This is a genomic window from Mogibacterium diversum, assembly GCF_938028775.1.
GTDB lineage: Bacteria > Bacillota > Clostridia > Peptostreptococcales > Anaerovoracaceae > Mogibacterium > Mogibacterium diversum_A.
In genome coordinates this window covers 61,305-81,164 of sequence record NZ_CALIZG010000017.1, presented here as the reverse complement: position 1 = coordinate 81,164, position 19,860 = coordinate 61,305, and the positions used below count along the sequence as shown (strand labels likewise).

18 protein-coding genes are annotated in these 19,860 nt (G+C 36.4%); 3 read left to right on the top strand and 15 right to left on the bottom strand.

Going from position 1 to position 19,860, the window contains the following annotated elements:
- Nucleotides 1-97 precede the first annotated feature (97 nt).
- The 3 genes from Q7O90_RS04150 to Q7O90_RS04140 all read right to left on the bottom strand — a co-directional run bounded on the left by Q7O90_RS04150 (nt 98) and on the right by Q7O90_RS04140 (nt 2,965).
- Nucleotides 98-865 (bottom strand): hypothetical protein, encoded by a 768-nt coding sequence (locus Q7O90_RS04150; protein ID WP_304127845.1) that lies wholly within the window; start codon nt 863-865, stop codon nt 98-100.
- 197 nt (nt 866-1,062) lie between these two features.
- Nucleotides 1,063-1,971 carry a DMT family transporter gene (locus Q7O90_RS04145; RefSeq protein ID WP_304127843.1) on the bottom strand — a complete coding sequence of 303 codons (909 nt, stop codon included), beginning with the start codon at nt 1,969-1,971 and terminating at the stop codon, nt 1,063-1,065.
- A 160-nt stretch (nt 1,972-2,131) separates the two neighbouring features.
- Nucleotides 2,132-2,965, bottom strand: a complete 834-nt coding sequence (locus Q7O90_RS04140; protein WP_304127841.1) for a hypothetical protein — start codon at nt 2,963-2,965, stop codon at nt 2,132-2,134.
- Between the two features lie 288 nt (nt 2,966-3,253).
- Between Q7O90_RS04140 and Q7O90_RS04135 the strand changes: the two genes are divergently transcribed.
- Nucleotides 3,254-3,652: a hypothetical protein gene (locus Q7O90_RS04135; RefSeq protein ID WP_304127838.1), complete on the top strand. Its 399-nt coding sequence runs from the start codon at nt 3,254-3,256 to the stop codon at nt 3,650-3,652.
- A 106-nt stretch (nt 3,653-3,758) separates the two neighbouring features.
- Nucleotides 3,759-5,045, top strand: a complete 1,287-nt coding sequence (locus Q7O90_RS04130) for a DUF6161 domain-containing protein (protein WP_304127835.1) — start codon at nt 3,759-3,761, stop codon at nt 5,043-5,045.
- Between the two features lie 174 nt (nt 5,046-5,219).
- Here Q7O90_RS04130 and Q7O90_RS04125 read toward each other — a convergent pair whose 3' ends face one another.
- The 6 genes from Q7O90_RS04125 to xerA form a co-directional block, all read right to left on the bottom strand.
- Nucleotides 5,220-5,840 (bottom strand): hypothetical protein, encoded by a 621-nt coding sequence (locus Q7O90_RS04125; RefSeq protein ID WP_304127834.1) that lies wholly within the window; start codon nt 5,838-5,840, stop codon nt 5,220-5,222.
- Between the two features lie 103 nt (nt 5,841-5,943).
- The gene (locus tag Q7O90_RS04120) at nt 5,944-9,081 is read right to left on the bottom strand and encodes a type I restriction endonuclease subunit R (protein ID WP_304127831.1); all 3,138 of its coding nucleotides are present in this window, start codon (nt 9,079-9,081) and stop codon (nt 5,944-5,946) included.
- Entirely contained in the window at nt 9,082-9,339 is a 258-nt protein-coding gene (locus Q7O90_RS04115; RefSeq protein WP_304127829.1) for a hypothetical protein, read from the bottom strand.
- 36 nt (nt 9,340-9,375) lie between these two features.
- Nucleotides 9,376-9,579 (bottom strand): hypothetical protein, encoded by a 204-nt coding sequence (locus Q7O90_RS04110; protein ID WP_304127827.1) that lies wholly within the window; start codon nt 9,577-9,579, stop codon nt 9,376-9,378.
- A gap of 35 nt (nt 9,580-9,614) precedes the next feature.
- Complete coding sequence (locus tag Q7O90_RS04105) at nt 9,615-10,751, bottom strand: restriction endonuclease subunit S (protein WP_304127825.1); 1,137 nt, start codon at nt 10,749-10,751, stop codon at nt 9,615-9,617.
- 14 nt (nt 10,752-10,765) lie between these two features.
- Entirely contained in the window at nt 10,766-11,749 is a 984-nt protein-coding gene (gene xerA, locus Q7O90_RS04100; RefSeq protein ID WP_304127822.1) for a site-specific tyrosine recombinase/integron integrase, read from the bottom strand.
- A 96-nt stretch (nt 11,750-11,845) separates the two neighbouring features.
- Between xerA and Q7O90_RS04095 the strand changes: the two genes are divergently transcribed.
- Entirely contained in the window at nt 11,846-12,463 is a 618-nt protein-coding gene (locus tag Q7O90_RS04095) for a restriction endonuclease subunit S (protein ID WP_304127820.1), read from the top strand.
- On the opposite strand, the gene Q7O90_RS04090 is transcribed toward Q7O90_RS04095, so the two are convergent.
- The 6 genes from Q7O90_RS04090 to Q7O90_RS04065 form a co-directional block, all read right to left on the bottom strand.
- Nucleotides 12,460-12,999: a restriction endonuclease subunit S gene (locus Q7O90_RS04090; RefSeq protein ID WP_304127818.1), complete on the bottom strand. Its 540-nt coding sequence runs from the start codon at nt 12,997-12,999 to the stop codon at nt 12,460-12,462. The two genes, Q7O90_RS04095 and Q7O90_RS04090, sit on opposite strands and share 4 nt — an antisense overlap.
- Nucleotides 12,989-14,521 (bottom strand): type I restriction-modification system subunit M, encoded by a 1,533-nt coding sequence (locus tag Q7O90_RS04085; RefSeq protein ID WP_304127817.1) that lies wholly within the window; start codon nt 14,519-14,521, stop codon nt 12,989-12,991. Before Q7O90_RS04085 ends, Q7O90_RS04090 begins: the two co-directional genes overlap by 11 nt.
- A gap of 79 nt (nt 14,522-14,600) precedes the next feature.
- Complete coding sequence (locus Q7O90_RS04080; RefSeq protein ID WP_304127816.1) at nt 14,601-15,923, bottom strand: 5-methylcytosine restriction system specificity protein McrC; 1,323 nt, start codon at nt 15,921-15,923, stop codon at nt 14,601-14,603.
- Complete coding sequence (locus Q7O90_RS04075; RefSeq protein WP_304127814.1) at nt 15,904-17,736, bottom strand: AAA family ATPase; 1,833 nt, start codon at nt 17,734-17,736, stop codon at nt 15,904-15,906. The genes Q7O90_RS04080 and Q7O90_RS04075 overlap by 20 nt, the downstream gene beginning before the upstream one ends.
- Nucleotides 17,737-17,821: 85 nt before the next feature.
- Nucleotides 17,822-18,913, bottom strand: coding sequence for an ankyrin repeat domain-containing protein (locus Q7O90_RS04070; RefSeq protein WP_304127812.1), 1,092 nt, complete (start codon nt 18,911-18,913; stop codon nt 17,822-17,824).
- Nucleotides 18,914-19,087: 174 nt separating this feature from the next.
- On the bottom strand, nt 19,088-19,672 hold the full coding sequence (locus Q7O90_RS04065) for a DUF4274 domain-containing protein (protein WP_304127809.1): 585 nt from the start codon (nt 19,670-19,672) through the stop codon (nt 19,088-19,090).
- Between the last annotated feature and the right edge of the window lie 188 nt (nt 19,673-19,860).

The following is a 19,860-nucleotide window of genomic DNA, read 5'->3' as shown; positions in this document are numbered from 1 at the left end:
AGGGTTTTAGAACAAAATAGTAGAGCAATTAAAGGGACGAGCCTGTGGCTCGTCCCTTTAACAGTGTGTATCTGAAAGAATGATAATAGCAAATTAATTACATATCGCCATTGATGAAATATCCATACTTGACTACTCTATCAAAGGCAATCTTCTGCCACTCTTCCTTGATAGAATCCCTATCAGTAAGGAAGAAGCCTGGTTCCATAAAGCGAATAATTATGAATTCAGAGTTCTTCTGATCCCAGTTATTACCCCTGCTGAAATCTATTCCTTTGCCTGTATTCTTAGTAACTATCGACTCTAGGAGTGGAGCTGTTACAGAGTTAATCGGAACTGAAATGTCCGGCTTATCGAACAAGCCCTTCTTGGTCTCGCTAGTGTATACTCCGAAACTACCAACTGCACCTACTACGCATACTACTCGCTTAATATCATTGATATCTATCTCGTGCTTGGCACCTATAATCTTGTTACCGCGGAGCTTTATCTGCTTCTCCTTGAGAGATGTGCCAAGTGTGAGGTCTAACTCACCGATGTTATTAGGAAAGTCCTTGGTGAGCTTATGTGCAGCAAAGGCAGTAAGAAGAGTCTTAGTCTCCTTGATATTATGAGTCTCATAGCCATAATCCTCATCCAAGGTTATATCTATCATCTTCTGCTTAGGATCTACACTAACCAGATTAATAATATAGCTGCCATTGGAATTGAAGTAGTTCGTCGTGATAATGGTCAGTATATCGTCAAAACTAACGTTCAGCACACCCTTCTTCTTATGCGTGTAGGTGAAGCCGTCACTACGAATCTCTAATGTGTACTTAGGCTTTTCGAAAGTCACAATATCGGTATCAAAGATGCTGATCATAAGGGTCTCCTCACTTATTCTCATCTCACTACCATGCTTGCAGGTGCGAGAGGTTTACTGCGTGATAAGTTTTATAGTTCTCATGTAGGTAGTATAACCTTATTTTTATACTTTGTCTGCATGTTTTCGGAAATAGTGAATATTAAATCAAAAATTGTGCAAATTTTTTCCGTTTTGGGGTACTTTTTAGCCTTGCGTTATTCGCATCCAGGTGATTTTAGGGTGCATTTTGAGCTTTCTGGCATGTTAATCATCGCTATCGATGTAATAACCAGCACGATACCAACAACCCTCCATGGGCCGAGCTCTTCCCCGAATAGCAGTGTGCCAAATAGCGTCGCTGCGACATTTTCCACCGAGGATAATATCGGTGCGTACGATACGTGCTTAAGCCTCGTTATCGCGAAGCCGTACATGAAGTATGGGAGGGCAACAGATGTCGAGCCATTGATTATACTTATCAGCGCCATCTTTCCGTCCGCATGAAATTCACCAATCCCAACTATGGATCCGTATATCAAAAGAGCGATGAGCCCAAATACCATCGTATAGAATGTCATCGCTGTCGTATCTTCCGACTTTCCGCCAAGTCTACTAGTAATCGCTAGACTTGCAAAGCAGAATCCGCATATAAGTCCCATGAATATGCCATAAAGAGACAGCTTCCCTGGGTCGAACACTCCCCCTGTCGCCGTGAATGCAACTCCCATGATGGTCACGCACATGGCGATGGCTTTTCTCAGGGTAGGCTTTTCCTTAAATATAAAGTACGACATAATCGCCACGATTATCGGGGATGTGTAGACGAGCACGACTGCGCTAGCCATGCCGAGTTTACCAATAGCTGTGAAGTACGCCACGTTGAACACAGCCTGTGTGATTACGCCCTGCACGCAGGCTATCTTGAAACCACGCCTACTGAGTTTAAAACTCTTTCGCCCTTTCATGATCATGAACGGCAGGATGACGAGCATTGCACATAACACTCTCAGGATTGACATCGTCACTGGTGGGATGCCGTACGCTCTATATAGATGTGAATAAATTCCGGTCGTGCCCCAGAGGGTGCCGGAAAGCATGATGAAAATAGCTCCGTTCTTAATCATAAATTCTCTTTTCCTATAATTTCATATCACAGAGACGTATACCAGCGCGGTAATGATTATTGTAGCATATATAGTAGATAATTTAACAGAATTTCATAGAATGAAGAAATGAAAAAGAGAGGCACTGCCTCTCTTAGATAATATTTAAGCTTGCAAAGGCTTATTTACTCAGCTTAGCTATCGCCTGATCATACGAGATGCAGAGTGCCCCATCGAAGCTGAACTTCTTCCATAGAGATACGTTGTTCTCTTCTCTATAGGTGCTAAATATAATGGCCTTATCAAACTGTGCGAACGAAGTTGTAAAAGATTTGGCTCCTTGTGCACCTGGCACGGTTTTACCGTTTCTCTTATATATATCCGAAGTATTTCCCGAATCATCTTGTCCAACGCGGTTAGATAGAATTTCAACAAGCTCAAGCTTTGAATTCTTCATCACGTATCTATGGATATTATACTGCATGTAATCATCGCCGTTTGAATCATATATGTATAGAGTATTTGACTCTTTGCCCTTATACACGACATAAGAAGTACCAGCACCAGCCATTATGTCAGACAGCTTGCTGCCATTAACACCGTCATCAAATCCGGCGTAACTGAGTTCTACTGCTTCTTTGCCATTAAAGGTGTATATGTGCAACCTCGCGATTCCCTGATTCTGTGATGCAAAGAAGAAAAGCTCTGGTATCTTGTCACCATCTATGTCGCAAAGCGATATGGGCCTATCTATGCCTCTAGTATTATACGTCTCCTTCCCTGGAACGGTCTGCCACGAGTAGGCTTTTATCGCCGTAGCGTTTTGCTCGATGACGTTCTTATATGCGCTATACGCAGCTTTCCTATTCTTCTCTTGCTTCTCAGTGACTTTCGGCTTCGACGTCTTCTTCTCCTCTTTCTTAGGCGACTTCTTGCTGCAGCCTGCGATAGATAAGATGAGCAATGCGGATAGTAAAATCGCAATCGCTGATCTTAGCTTCATCTTGGTATTCATAGTTTTCCTCCTTTTGGTGCTCGCTCTGTTATGTACAAACGGTATGCAATTTCTAGCGAATATCACTAGTATCTTTAAGTAGGTAATATCCTATGTTCTGTAATCTCTATGTCTATTACATAGTATTATACTAAAATTACAGGGCAAAGTGAAACTATGCGGATTGTCGTGTATATATGCATGCGAAGAGTTATTTGCACTAGATGGTTGAAAATGAATGATAATGGGTTTACTCTATAGTCAGCAAATATTGGATACATACCTAGTGGTATGGGTCAGGAGGTTAAGATGCTATTAATCGGAGTAAGAGCGGATGGGAACTGGCTATTGTCGCAGTGGAATCTTACGTATGCTACCGGCTGGGAGGGAATCTGCAAGGCTGCTGCCAAGATGTACGATTACTATGATAGCAAGGAGATGCCAGCTCAGATATTAACGGATGATCATCTGACAGGTGCTCATTCGAAGGATGACATCATGAATATAGAGGAAGCTAGCTATCTAACTGTTAGAGGATTTTCGACGGTATTCAAGCTGCCACTGATGATTACTTTTTATAACCAGTCTAAGACTGTGTATGTCAATATCGCGCAGGCTACTGAGGAATTTGCGTATGCTGATTATGAGAAGTTTAATAAGTCACTATGTCAGTATCTCGATAGTGTTGAGATGGCGATGTGTGAGTAGGGGGTGTAGTTATATACAATAGAGCTCATAATTAGTTTTATATTTTCATAAGCACAGTTAATGTATAAAACAATTAAATTTTAATTTTTTAAAAGTGAGGTGGATAATGAGTTTATCACATAAACAGATATCTATTCGAATAAATCCAAGTATCTCCTTCAGATTTTTAATAAGTGATAACTACACGATTTCTTTTGATACATATACATCGGTATATAAATTTGACGAGTTAGAAAGAATAGTTAAGCGAAATTTCAATTATTGGAAATCAATATCTGAAGATGACTCAAATACATTTTTCATATTATGGAAAGATTTGAATGATAAAATTAATTCAGTTAGGGATTACTTTTCTAATGCTGAGACTTTAGAGATAAATGAAGTAAATTCACATCTATGTAGCACACTAACATCTTCGAGAGAAGAACGAGAACCAGGAAAAACAGTTTACATAATTTCGCTTGAATCCCCTATAGACGAAGATAAAGAATTTTGTAAAATTAAAGATTTCGTTTCTTTTTATGTAAGTCAATATAAAGAAAATTTAGTATTAGCAGTAAGTACATATATAGATATTTGTAACAATCCTTATAAAGTTGGAACCCATCTTCCAAATTCTACACCTTATTCGTACTTCCCTGCCTTGTATTATATGTGGCAAATTTTTTCAAATATAGCTGATGATTTTTCGGATTTTGAATCAAATAAAATAACTCCATTATCTAATAGATTACATGAAATTGAATGCGATGCTAATAAGCAATATGAAGACATTACAATACTTGCAGAAAAAAAACATAATGAAATTCAGAAACTGTTTGATGATAAGGTTCATGAACTAAATGAATTTCAAAACGCTATTGAAACTTGGAATGATGACAAAGAGAAAAAAATCAACGATTTGGAAGAAACATATAAAAACAAGTTAAAGTTAGAGGCACCAGAGCAGCTTTGGAGAGATCGTGCAGAAGAGCATAAAAAAAGTGCAACTTATTGGTCAGTGGGCCTGATTTTAACTTCAGTAGCTTTAATTATTGCTTCATCGCGGTTCATTATCGTACTACACGATTATTCACTAGGAAATCTCAAGGAAGCACCTTTTATATCTAGATCATTTATACTTGTTTCAGTAATATCATTCTTCATTTATGTAGTAAGAGTGTTGATAAAAATTGTACTATCAAATCATCATTTAGCTACTGAGTACCGTCAGAAAGCAGCTTTGACCAGATTCTATCAGTCGTTGACGTATGCAGGAACAGATATAGACAAAGATGAGAGATTAATAATAATGAATGCACTATTTAGCAGAGTTGACACGGGGTTAGTCAAAGTTGATGGCTCAAATGATAACGATGCATTATTAGCCCTGCTTTCTAAAAATATAAAGTAAAACCTACTAATTTAAATTCACAATATTTTATAGAATCCAATCCTTTAATATTGGATTCTATTTTTACTTGAGAATATCTCATTCTTATTTCAAAAAATCAGTTGTTTTTGAAATAAGAATTTTCTTGTGTGGTTAGTATTTCAGAAAGTTTACATTTGGGTAAGGATACAGTCTCTATTTGTCTTTTTTATTCTCACCAATATAATAATCGACATCTGTTATAAAAAATTTTAATATATCACCTTGCTTTAGGCCACGCTGTTTTTGGCCCATATCTTTTCTGATTTCAAATATTATCTCTTCAAGTTTAATAAGATTATTATTTTCATTATCACTATCATCTTCCTGATTTAAGCTTAGTTCGCGAAATTCAAGCCACTTTTTTATTACTTCATTCGATCCCCATAATGTTAATTTTTTAGAAAAACTATATACATCGTCCACTAACCCTTCGTTATTATATTCTTCATTATCAATATTAGCCTGAATTCTATAAACCATATCAATAAATTCTGAATATGGTGCTTCTTTTTTCTCATATAAATATCTTTTCGTATTTTGTTTGTATTCTAAGATTTTAGAAACGATAGAACTTATGAAAACGCTTAGAAACGATAGACTACCGGTTATTAGCGCTACAATGACAACTGCATCCATGTTGCTTAACGTAGTAATAAAGTTTCTAATACTACTTATTGATGCTATGAAGATACGAAAAATAAAATATCCACCTATCAAAACTACTGAAAGACCTAGAATTGTATTGCCAATAGATTTTAACTGTTTTTTGTCCAATGTATTCTCCTTTTTTTAAACGTCTAATCATTATAATCAAAGTCAAACGAAAACAAAATCACTGTTCTTTTTCCCTTGTCCTTGATTAGTTCAATTGTATTTATTAATTATATATTTCCGTATTTTCTGCTACTAACGATAACACTTTTTCTTTGCTATCACTTATTACATAGTGATTTAAATCCTCTCCATAATCAAAATTATCTGTCCACAGTTCACACTGTGTCATAACCGTCTGTACCGCATCTTCCATTCCTTCAGGAGGATATCTATGTTTTTTTAGCAGCCTCTTTATCTGCATACGCATTGTTGCCCTTGCAGATTCTCTCTTTTGCCAGTCAATTGTATTATTCTTTCGTAATGCATCTGCAAGCTCTTTTGTAATTGCTATAAGTTCCTCGTTTTCATAAAAGTCTTTAATTGCCTGAGGTTTTGTCAATGCATCATAGAAAGCAAGTTCATCAGCTGTAAGACCTAGCTCTTCTCCTTCATTTTGTGATTTTGCAATCTGTTTAGCTAAATTAAGAAGCTCTTCAATTACAGATTCGTTTGTAATCATTCCATTAAGATAAGCATTTAGTGATTTCTTTAGAATTTCACTAAACTTTTCAGCTTTTACAATATTTGTTCTGAGATACACAGATATTTGTTCCGCAATCAACTTCTTCAGCAGTTCAATTGCTAGATTTTTTTCTTTCATATTTGCTACTTCTTGTAGAAATTTTGGATCAAATAGAGAGAACTCCTCTTTGATATCTGAAAATAAGTTTATCACCCCATCGCTTTTAATACTCTGCTGCAAAAGTTCACTTATTCTTTTGTTTATTTCATGTAATGGGAGCTTCTGGTCTGTGCCACTATTACTCAATCTGAGAACTACTACACGTACTGCCTCAAAAAATGCCGCTTCAAACCTACCACCTTCATCCACTATCGATGAACACAGTGAGAGTGCTTGATGAAGCATAAGTGCTTCTTTTACAAAAGAATCTTTATCATCAACTTTTTCTCTGCCCATAATAAAGTTAACTGCACCCGTTATGGCTTTTGCGCGCTCAAGATCTGTTCCATTTATAAATTTTGAGTAATCATATCCATGAAACTTATCACGACAAATAGACAGCTTCTCCAAAAATTTAGGATATGCGACCTTTGCAATGTCAGTATCGCCGTAGTTCTTTTGATCACGAGCAGTATACTCATTCATCGCTTGTTTCAAAGCAGTAGCAATTCCAACGTAATCAACAATTAGCCCACCTTCTTTATCACGAAAAACACGATTAACCCGTGCAATTGCTTGCATAAGATTATGTCCGACCATTGGCTTATATACATACATGGTAGCAAGAGATGGTACATCGAAACCCGTAAGCCACATATCGACAACTACGGCGATCTTCATTTTTCCATTATTATCTTTAAACTCTTTTGCAAGCTCTTCTTTGTGGCGCTTATTTCCAATAATTTGTCTCCATTCTTCAGGGTCCTTGTTTGCAGACGTCATAATAAGCCCAACTTTTTCTGACCAGCCGGGTCTAAGTTCTAGTATCCGCTTATATATTTTCATTGCTATTGGACGCGAATATGCAACAATCATCGCCTTGCCAGTAAGCAAGTTCTCACGATTATTTTCATAGTGATTTAGAATATCACAAACAAGAGAGTTGATTGTATTGTCATTTCCCAGAAGCACTTCCATTTTACCTAAATCACGTTTGCTCTTAGAAATCACTCTCTCATCCGAGTGAAGTGCCATAAGATCATATTCTGCATCAATTAAATCTAATGTAGCTTGATCGAGGTTTAATTTTATTACACGACTCTCATAATAAACAGGGCGAGTTGCACCATCCTCAACTGCCTGTGTCATATCGTATATATCTATATAATCTCCAAACACTTCACGTGTATTTCGATCTTTAGACGAAATAGGAGTACCCGTAAATCCAATATATGTAGCATTAGGAAGTGTATTTCGTATAGTTCTTGCAGTGCCAACAATACATTTAGCAACTTCTTCGCCATCTTTATTTTTTGTAATCTTAATTTTCTCAGTGAGTCCATATTGACTTCTATGCGCCTCATCAGCCATAACTATGATATTATGACGTTCAGATAGAGGTTCATATGATTCTTCAAATTTCTGCATTGTGGTAAAGATAATACCATTTGCCTGTCTCCCTGCAAGTAAGCTTTTGAGGTTCTCCCTGCTTTCTGCTTGCACCGGCACTTGTCTTAAGAAATCCTTGCATTTAGAAAACTGACTATAAAGCTGATCATCAAGATCATTTCTATCAGTTAATACCACTAATGTTGGGCTATCCAATGCATCCTGCAATAAGCGAGCATAAAAAACCATTGAAAGCGATTTGCCACTCCCCTGTGTATGCCAAAATACACCACCTTTACCGTCGGTAATGGTTGCTCGTTTTGTTGATTCAATTGCTTTTCTTACAGCAAAATATTGATGATATCCTGCAAGAATTTTAAATGTTTTAATTCCCTCGTTAGAGAAGCAGATGAAGTTTTTAATTAAATCAAGCAATCTTTCTTTTTGAAACATACCTTCAAAGAAAGTATCGAACTGCGCATACTTAGTCTCCTCGTAGTCTCCATTCTTTGTCTTCCACTCCATAAAACGATCTTCACCAGATGTAATCGTACCCGCTTTTGATGTCACTTGATCACTCATGACGCAAATAGCATTGTAAACAAACATAGATGGAATTTCCTTCATGTAGTTGCGAATCTGTCTATACGCTTCTGAAGCATCCGTCTCTTCACGCGAAGGAGATTTGAGCTCAACTAACACAATTGGCAAACCATTTAAGAATAAAATTATATCTGGACGCTTGTTACTATTTTCAATAAATGTCCATTGGTTAGCTACTATGAATGAGTTATTATATGGATTTTTGTAATCAGCAAGATAAACGATAGAGAAAAATTCTTTTCCGTCTGAAAAATATCTTACAGGAATACCGTTTTGCAGATAATCCATAAAGACAGTGTTCTTCTGAACAAGTTCCCCATTTTCAAAGTTTTTTAGTTTGAATATAGCATCCTGGATAGCATCATCAGGTAGTCCTCTATTCAAACGATATAGAGATTCCATCAAAACATCGTCATATAGTGGACTGCTAAAGTCTCTTTCAATATCAGGACCATAAACATAATCATATTCCAATTCATTTTGAAATAGCTCAATTATTGAATTTTCATAATCTGCTTCTGTAAACATTTATATTTCCTTTTCAATTTCTTTTTTTAATTTAATTAAGTCCGTTTTTGAAACTAATATAATAGCTTGTTTATTTTTATTTGAATTATAATCCTCTAGTAATATATATACTCTATTCTTTTGCTTATTAATGTAGACATATCCATGAGCAATTGAATTTCTTACGTGCCTTACAAAACACTCATAATCGCTTTCTCCCTTATCTTTTTTTACACAAATAAAAGTTCTATATTTATTGCTTATTTTAGCAGTTTCCACTAGTTTGTAATCCTTTAAAACATTATCTTTAGGAAATTATGAAGCATAAAACTTGTATGTGCTTTCTTTCCAATTTCGGATATAATTATTCCATTTTATACTGTCCTTATAACTCTTTAGGGCAAGGTTGCTGTCAATTGTAGGTGCTTTATGGAGAAAGAAACTAAACAGCAGTAGTAATTCTCTATCTTCTTCTTCAAAAGGAGGGCAGGCATTCTTTTTTATTTCACTAAATTTCATTCATTACCTCCTATAATAAACAATAATTTAACGGCTTAGAGGTCAATTTCGGAGACATCAAGCTCGCCGGAGATTAATTTAGGTAAAAGCATATCTCTTAAATAAGTAAGTTTAACATTTTCGTTGTTATTTGCCTCCCATTGAGCCATCAGCGAACCTGCAAGTGCCTCAAATTTTGCAAGTATTTCTTCGTCTGGAACTAACACAACTACATTTTTCATATCTCCCTGTGTGATAAGAGGCTGTGTTGAACCTCGATTCATTGATGAATAATCAATTCTGTGCAGAATTTGATTAGTAAATTCGTAAAAAGGACTTTTTATCACAAGAGTGTTATCTGAAGTCCAGCAAGGAGTAGTAAATCTTTGAATGACACCGTGTGTTCCAACTCGACCAGTGACAAGGATTTTATCTGTATGGTTTGCTTCAGAAGTAAAACCCATCACAGAAGCAGCACCAACAATAGAAATAGGTGTTTCTTGACTATAAACTTCCGATTTTATAGGTGGGCGCTTACCACTTGAAATATCAGCAATCGTTGAAAGCATCTGATTGCTCCAATTACCAGGACAAACACCATTTGTATGGTCAAAATTTTCAAACCAAGATTCATAAAGTGCTGATGCTTGCTGCTCTAAATTATTGTTTATGCTCTCATTTACTTCGATTTTATCATCAATAGAACCAAGTATAGATGATATCCTCTCTTGCACTTTCTTAGCTGTTGGAACAGAAACAACAATATTTTTCATTGTGTTTCCTGATACTTCTTTGAATGTTGTTCCACTTCCCATACCCTCGATTTTATCTTTGTTGTATTTAAGTAGATAATATAAGAAAAGTGGGTCGATATTTTCATTCGGAACAACACTCTTAAAACCCTGATTGGTACAAACTTCATTTGCGGCAATAGCCACATATCCAATAGGCGCTCTTGAGGAAAACAATACAGCATGCTTTGGTAACAACTGCGTAGAACAGCTTTTCAATCCTATTTCAGTAATATTTCTTTCGCCACGCTGAATATAGCGTCTAGTGAATGTGGATAAATCTTTCGGTGTTATCCAAGAAATAGTTCCGTTTTCATAATTCTCAGGTTTCTTTGTCGATGGAGTAGCTCCACCAATAACCGTACCAATGTCAGATATTTTACATTCAATCCATTCAGCCATATTCACTTTCCTCTCTATCCGATATACTTTCGATGAGCAATTTTCACGTTGCTTTGTTTTACCATTGCATATTGCAAGGTTGTATCTATCTTACTGTGTCCTAAAAGCTTCTGCAATTGCTCTATAGGCATACCTTTATCTATTGCCATAGTTGCAAGAGTACGCCTGAATTTATGTGGGTGTACCTTATGCAGTCCTAATTGTTTTCCAAAATCTCGAAGTCTTGTTTCTATACCGCCAATTTTCAGTCTTTCGTGCGGTGATTTTAATGATACGAACAGAGCAGGATTATCATCTTTTCTACTGTTAAGATAGTTCTGTAAATGAATCTTTGTTCTTGCATCAAAATAAACAACTCTTTCTTTACTACCCTTTCCGAAAACAATACATTCTCTTTCATTGAAATCAATATCATTTCGGTTAATCAGTACCAATTCTCCAACGCGCATACCCGTTGAAGAAAGCATATCTATAATTGCCAAATCTCTCAGTTCCGTACAATTATCCCTCATAAGTTCCAATGCTTCATCGGAATAAGTTTCCTTTATGCTTATGCCGGTTTTAATTTTATGTATGCGTCTTACTGGACTTTTCAGTATGTAGTCCTCATCTTCCAGCCAAGAGAAGAAACTTGAAAGAATGCGTCGTATATTGTCTATTGTAACCTTACTTGATTTTTTCTTTTTCTGATATTCTGTTAAATATCCTCTTATATCATCTGTAACTATGTGCTTGACATCTATTTTAAGTTCATCAAGCATAGCTTCAATAGTAGCTTTGTAATATTTAAGAGATCTTTCGGAACAACCCTCTATACGTTTGGCTGATAAGAACAATTCTACAAAGTTCTGTTTTGAGTTATTCTCATATTGCTTGTTTTCTGTTACATCATAACTTATAAGAGTGTTTTTCAAAATCTCTTGTAGCTTTTCGCATTGTGCATTGTTCAAGTATGGCAACATTTCCTGAACAATATCTTTGATTAAATCTTGTTTCACAGTCAATCCTCCTTTATTTAAGCTTAGAGAACGACTATGGGGCGGAAGTCCCCTGATATTAACTTCTGCCACCCACAGAAGTTATGGGTATGTTATATGCTAAACAATAATTTAGAGCAGCATGCGGATGCTCTTTATCAGGAATTCTTTTCTCCTAAATCAGGGACACAAGGAAAAATAGCTACCCTTGATGAGTATTGCTCAATCTTTACCGGAAAGAAGAATGCCAATGCATCTGTTGACTGCGGCCAGTATAAATTTTTTACTTGCGCTCCTGATGCTCTGCAGATTGATAGTTACATATATGACGGCAATGCCATAATAGTTTCAGGTAATGGAGCATACACAGGTCGCACGCGTTTTTATAACGGAAGGTTTGATCTCTACCAGCGAACATATGCTTGTACATTGCTTGATAATATCAATCCAGACTATATCTTCCCGCTTTATTGGTTCGTCAAGTTAGAATTAAGTAAGAAAATTATGGGCGGAACACGAGGATCTGCAATTCCTTATATCGTAATGAATGATCTTGCAAAGTTCGAATTCATATATAACAACGAAACTTTTGCTCAATACATGCCAATTTTCAAGACACTTACCGAAACAATACAAGCTAATGAGTTTGAAAACGAGACTCTTGCAAATACCAGAGATAGTCTGCTACCACAGCTTATGTCCGGCGAACTGGATGTCTCAAAAATCGACCTTTAAGCTACTAAATTATTGTTTATCGTATTATTCGACGCTATTTTGTCATCAAGAGCCTTTAGTATGCTTCCGATTTTCCTTTGCTCTTCAATATTAGGCAACTCTATATCCAAATCAGCAACTACATCAGTTTGTACTCTTTGGCGACCCGATGACCCCACCATAGATTTAATTGCTGGATTACGAACCAATGGGCTACAAATCAAATAATACAGAAAATCAGCATCACTAACACCTTCGATAGCACGAAACACAATATATTCAGTTGATCCAAAACCAACTTCATCATCATCCAAAATAGAAACTTTTGAAATTTTACCATTCTCCAGACAAGGTGTTATTCTTGCCATTATCGTGTCATTATTTCTAAATTTAGTTCCACCCTTATACTCCTCCAAAATGAATTCTGGAATATCCCTACAAAACGGTTGCAATTTATCCATTGGTACTTTTTTTGCCATAATGCCTTTACCAATACTTTCTTTGGGATTGATATGAGCAATTCCGGATAGTTTTTTTACACGCCAATTACACTTCATATCCAATCGCCTCCAGTTTCTTTCTGATTTCATCTTCCAATTCGTGAGATTTTTTGAACATATCAGAAAGCTCCGATGTTAGTCTCTTCATCTTCTCTTCAAACGGTTCTCCATCATCTTCTTGCTCTTCAATACCCACATATCGACCGGGAGTTAAGATATAGTCTTGTTTTGCTATATCGTCTATTGTTGCTATAGCAGAAAATCCTTTTTTCTCCTCTAATTCTCCATTCTGAAAATCTTCGAATGTTTTTGCTAGTAAATCGATATCTCCAAGACTTCCATCCTCTTGGATGCCTTCAGTAAAATCTCGGTGCTTTCTATCGACCATGAAACCCATTTTTCTGGCATCTATAAACAGTGTCTTTCCTTTTTGCTTTTTATTTTTAGTAATAAACCACAATGTTACAGGAATTGTAACACTATAAAACAACTGAGTTGGCAAGGCTACAATTCCTTCCACAAGATCATCTTCTATAATCTTTTTTCTTATTTCTCCTTCACCAGAAGACTGTGATGATAATGCTCCATTAGCAAGAACCAACCCTATTTTTCCGTTCGGTGCTAAGTGATGAATCATATGCTGTATCCATGCATAGTTTGCATTGCCTGATGGAGGCATTCCATATTTCCATCTAACATCGTCCTTTAATTTATCTGCACCCCAATTAGAAAGGTTAAATGGTGGATTTGCCATTATGAAATCTGACTTAAGTGTCTTATGAATATCATTAAAAAAGGTATCCGCATGATAAGACCCAAAATTAGCATCAATTCCTCTTATTGCCATATTCATTTTCGCCATCTTCCATGTATCTGCATTTGATTCCTGCCCATATACAGAAATATTACCCCGATTATCGCTATGAGCCTGTACAAATTTTTCACTTTGCACAAACATGCCACCACTTCCACAACAGGGATCATATACACGGCAGTTATTAAACGGTTTTAGTATAGAAACAATTGTTTTTACAATGCTTGAAGGTGTATAAAATTCACCACCCTTAGTTCCTTCATAAGCAGCAAACTGCGCAATACAATACTCATATGTCCTACCAAGTAAATCTTTATTTGCCTCGGTTCCATCCATTTTTACTTCATTTGTAAATAGGTCTACAACTTCACCCAGTACTCTTTTATCCAAATCTGGGCTAGCATAATTTTTAGGCAATACATTCTTCAAGCTTGTATTTTCTTTTTCAATTGCCCTCATAGCATCATCAATTACTGTACCGATTTCAGGTGTGTGTGCGGCAGATGAAATCTTACTCCATCGAGCTTCTTCTGGTACAAAGAAAATATTTTCTTCTACATACGCATCTCTGTCATTCTCAAATCCATCACCTTCATTTAAAAGTTCCTCATAACGTTTTTCGAATGCACTAGAAATGTAACGAAGAAAAATAAGACCTACAATTACCTTCCTATATTCAGCAGCAGGAATATGTCCCCAAAGAACACAAGCTGCATCCCAAATCTGTTTTTCAAAGCCGATATTAGTATTGTTCTTCTTTGCCATTAGAGTTGCCTTTCTTTAATTATGCTAAGAATTTCTATATTATTTAGTATTCTATCATATTTATAAAAATATATTGTTTTTAATATGCTTTTTTTATCGCATTTATAAATTCTTTTTCGCTATGATTAATCTGTTTAGTAAAATCCTTATAATCCATTGATTCCCCCGGAATCCTCAGCCCAAGCTTGGTTATGCGCACATCTTTTCTAGCTGACACATTTCCTTCGTACGTTGAACCCTCATTCATCATTAGGCATTTACTGCCCGACTCAATTGAATCTGGATAGATATAATATCCGCGTTTAGAATCGAACCTGAACATATAGGCAAGCACCTGCAGATAGTCTTTGTTCCCGATATTATCAATTGGCTTGTATTTAGCATCGGCAATGACTCTATCAGCTGGATTCTTACCTATGAAGTCTGGATATATCAAGCCTACACCGCCGTCAAATAGCCTCTGTGCGCCGGTGCCAGACTTATTCATTGGATGATAGAACATATCGCCGATAAGGGAATTAATGTATTCCTCCCATAGCCACGCACCATCGAACAGTATGCCGTATACTTTTCGGTGACCGTCGCCGAACTTGTGCTTCTGATTTTGAAGGATTAATATACAAAGCCTCTGCAGATCCCTATATTCGTGATAGTACGCATGGCGAATTGTGTTCTTCCTGTTTGCTTCGAGAACTCGCCTTCTATCTGTCGCCCTGTATTTAGGAGTGGCGTCTATAACGAGCTTTACCTCATCCTTTACTTTATTAAGAAGGTTGTATCCGTATGATTTACTCTTGATGTGCTCGATAGTGTGCCTTATTAGCTCCATGAGATAGTTATCAAATGAGTATTCCCTCTGGTTGTATGCAATATTACCTACAAAGGGAATATTACTCTTGATATACCTTGCAATATCTATCGTTCCTCTTACGTTGCCATCATTGTATTTATTGTGTATGTATGTCTTGAAAGCACCTTTTCTAGCAGCGACTTTGAGATAGTGAGGGAATAGAAATAGAAGCAGATTAAACATCCGCTCCTCCTGGTTAGCATTGGTATCCAGACTTATAAAATTAGGAAAATCCAGCACCTTTTCTAATAGGTACTGGAAGAAATAGTCATTATCGCCAAGGCCAAATCTAGATTCGATTACCAGGCGTTCATCGCCCGATCCGAGGAATCCCATGACGTTTCCAGAGCAATACATATCGTTACAGCTTTGTAGAATCATCTGATCCTTGGTTATGTCTTCCGCATCCTTGATAATCTCAGGAAATACGAATACACCCTCTCGCTCTAGCTGCTCTAACGTTTTGTCGGAAACGTGCGATACTATGGATTTTACTTGATAAAAATCCTCCTTTGGCAGGTATTGATTATCCTTAATTTTGAGCTGCTTCATCTGTAGCACCTTCATCTAGGGCAGAATATCCATATGCTCTAGCAAACCTCTTCATGATGCCCTTTTCATCATATAGGCCACGCACATACTCTTGTAGTAGTGGCTCAAGGTAGTCAGTCCAAAAGTCATCGAAATCCAGATACTTTAGCTTAAGGAAATACGAAGCACCAATCTGATAGTTATCGTTTAGGCCCTCTACTTTGAGAATCTCAGCATTCAGTCTATCCATCCTTGCAATTGCCTCATTCTTAATATCTTCATCTGCTATTGTATCGAGCATATCCTGTGTAGATTCAGCTCTCACCTCAACGAACCTAAACCTTCTACGCATAGCAAAATCAAAGCTATCTACAGACCTGTCTATATCGTTCATAGTGCCTATGATATATACATTCTCAGGGATGTAGAACTTCTCATCTGGGTTAACATGCATATTTGAGTACTGTGTTGCCACTTCACCAGCCTGTCCACGGTATCCTGGATCTATCGCAAAGAATAGCTCACCGAGGATTTTTGAAATCTCTCCACGGTTTATCTCATCGATGATGAAGATGAATTTCTTTAAAGGCTCTGCTTCGACTTTTGCCTTTTGGTTAGTCTTCCCTGCTTCTTTGATGGCTTTAAATAATGCAAAATCGTATGAGTAGTTCTGCGTGCCGAATTGCTTACCGAAGAACTTAGTAATATCGCTTACTTTATTGAATTCGAGTCCAGACTCGAGCATCTTTCGTAATTCATCTATATTTAGGCTTAGTTTATTTACTGTTTCATTGCCTGGTATTGCAAGGTAAATGTGCTTATCATCCATATTGGTGATAGTAAATTTATTTCCCTTTATAGTTTTAAATTCTTCTTCTCCGAACTCAATATCTGCAAAGAATTCCTCGAGAGCGGTGTTAGAAGACATCTCTTTCTCTCTTACATCTATAGGCTTCTGAGAATCCTCGAAGTTTCGTCTTGCTCTATCTACAAAGCTTTTAAATATACCGTCTTTTAATTCGAATCCCATGCTTCCATCTTCATTCATTTTAGGTCTTAGACCTTCAACGAAATCTGAATAATCGTAGCTTGGATGGAACTGTACAAACTCTACTTGTCTTCTCTGCTCTTCTGTTAGATCAGCCCATTTGTCTGTATATCCATTACTTATTATGTCGGCGGCAATCTGCTTGGCAAGATACGATTTACCAGTGCCTGGGGCACCTCTGAAAATTAGATTTTTCGATTCGAGTAGCAATTTTGAGTAATGAATCTTACAATCCGATACAGGGTTACCACCACCGTCGTCATCTGTAGGTCCATCACCTTTGGATTTCTCCCTGTATATAAGAATAAACTTATCATCAGGTTTTCCAAACCGCTTTAAACATTCCTGCACGAATACAAGTGTTGAAAAAATATTCCATGAATAAATGACAAACTGCGGACCACCTTCTCTCCTATAGATTAAGAACTCCATAGATTTCTTGTAATCTCTATATGCTTCTTTGTCTGGAAAAATACCACGAATCAGGGTTTGTTTAGGACTATATTTGCATACAGGAAATTCTTTTTTATCTAAGTCTGATAAATCAAAAATCTGTCTTTCAAAAATCTGACAAGCTAGTCGTGGAAGAGTTTGGTTAGAAATTCGCATCTCGCCTTTATTTCTCTGCCTGTATATCTTTTCGTTATTAGCGGAAACGAAATATGCATCTATTGGTTCGTAGTTGTCACCTAGGTTTAGATTGTCTTCATCAAACCTTGTATCCGTTGAAATTAGATTGTCGGCAGTGATGGTTAGTTCGTATTTTTCTTGGGTTGTGGTGGTCATTGTTGGTCTCCGTGTGTTTTAGATTATAAAATATTAGGACAATTTATTTATCATTTCTTTATGTGTATTTAAATTAATTGAGTTTTTATTCATATTCTCCATTCAAGTATGCCAAAACATATCTTTCCATATTCATATAAAACTCCTCCCAAGAGGTAAGTGGAGTAAAGATACATTGTTCCTCGTCAATAGCACAAATCATTTGTTTATTAGGTTGCCAAACGATATCCACAGCGCTGTAATTGTCTACTTCCGCAACCAATGACAGCACTTTTTTTCTTTTCCATTTCTTTTCTACAGTATCGAGATATGAGTAAAAACGTATAAACTTGCAATACTTGTCATTGGTAAATTTTATCGTGAGTTTGTCACCTTTTAGAAAATCGACCAGACTATTCGGTAAGTTATACTTATGTAGTTCTGTATTCTTGCTATCTATATTATGCGAATCTTTTGATTCGTATTTTGCTAAAAACTCTATTATTTCTCTGTTACCATTCTTAACGGCAAGAGAATATGGTCTTTCTCCGCGCTTATTTTTGATACTTGTGTCCGCTCCATGCTCGACAAGCAAACGAACAATTTCAAGGTTACTGCATCTCACAGCTTCCAATATTGGTGTACTTGTATCGTTAAATACCGAGTCCGCTTTGTGATAATTTACATCGGCGCCCTTTTCTAAGAAAAGTCTCACCGTTTCAATATCATTATTAAAAGCTGAATATCTTAGCATAAGTCCGCCGTATTTGGCGATGGTGATACCGAGACTCTCTAAAGCGTCTATGTTTTCAGCCGTATGATCTCCCCAAAAAGCCGTTTTTAAAAGCTCAGCTTTTTTCTCTTCGTCCAAACTTTCCAAATCATTTTGAAACATCCGCACTGTTTCGGCATCACAACACCTTACCGCAATTTCAATCGGCTTCGGATGGAATTTTCCTTTGTGGGATGCATTGTTATCAAATAAATATTTGATAATACCTTTTTTGTTTAAGTACAGTGCTACTTCAAGCGGCGTAAAAGGCTCGGGATATGCTCCATTTATTTTAATAATCTTATTAATCCTTTTCCCGAGCAGTTTTTTCAATGCTTCTAAATCGTTGTTATAAATTGCTATTATTTCCAAGTCCAACTGAGATGCATCAAAAGTTCCAAAATGTGCAATTTTATATGTTTCCATAATCCCTCGCTTGAGCTTTAATATAATATTTGTATTTGAAGTTTACTCCAAGGTTTCATTTTATTCCTCTACAACTTCGTATTTGTCATCCGCTATTACCTAAAAGCCTCCCACCAAAATGATGGAAGGCTTATGTAAGCATATTTCGAATGAGCTAGATAAATTGGAAATTTTCTATTCATCCAAAGCGCTGTAAAGTTTGTCCATAATTTCAGAAAGATCAGTTGGAATTCCTTCATCCCAACCTGGATTTTCAAGAATTTCACCTTCTAATGCCTTAAACATTACATCAGGTATCTTTACTTTTGCTTTACTTTCGTCATATTCTTTTGTCCAATCATATCCATCAGAATATAAATCGTTAGTAGGATTGAATGCATAAATTTGTGCATTATAGAAATCCGAAAGATAGTTTGTCTCAATGGTACTTATGATGTCATAATCTTCTAAACCCCATGAATATTTTTCTTCGCACTCTTTTCTGTCTGCACAGTTCTCTTTGTAAAAACTAGGTGCCATGTACCAGTACAAATAAAGGATTGTGCCTCTGTCAGTATCCGGCTGCTCAACAATCCACTGGATTACTTTTTTAGAATTATCAAAGTTCCAACTTATTGCTAATAGCTGCCTTTCTTTCGGAGTATTTTTCTTAAGAAAATCAATAATAAGCTCTGTGCTTAATTCCTCAAATTCATCTTCATCAATTATAACTTCATCCCACTCAAAGTTCTCATTTAGAATATCATTTATTGTTAGCATGCTGTACCTCCTAAAAGTCTTTTTTCTATATCGCTACTTTTCTACAAAAGACCACCCAAAATGCTGGAAGGCTTCTGCGAACATTTTTCGTAAGACTATAAAACCAGACCCTAAAAACTTTGATGTCCTATTTTATTATCTTAAAGTCATGTGCTTTGTCTTTTATACTGTTCGATAATTTAAACGAA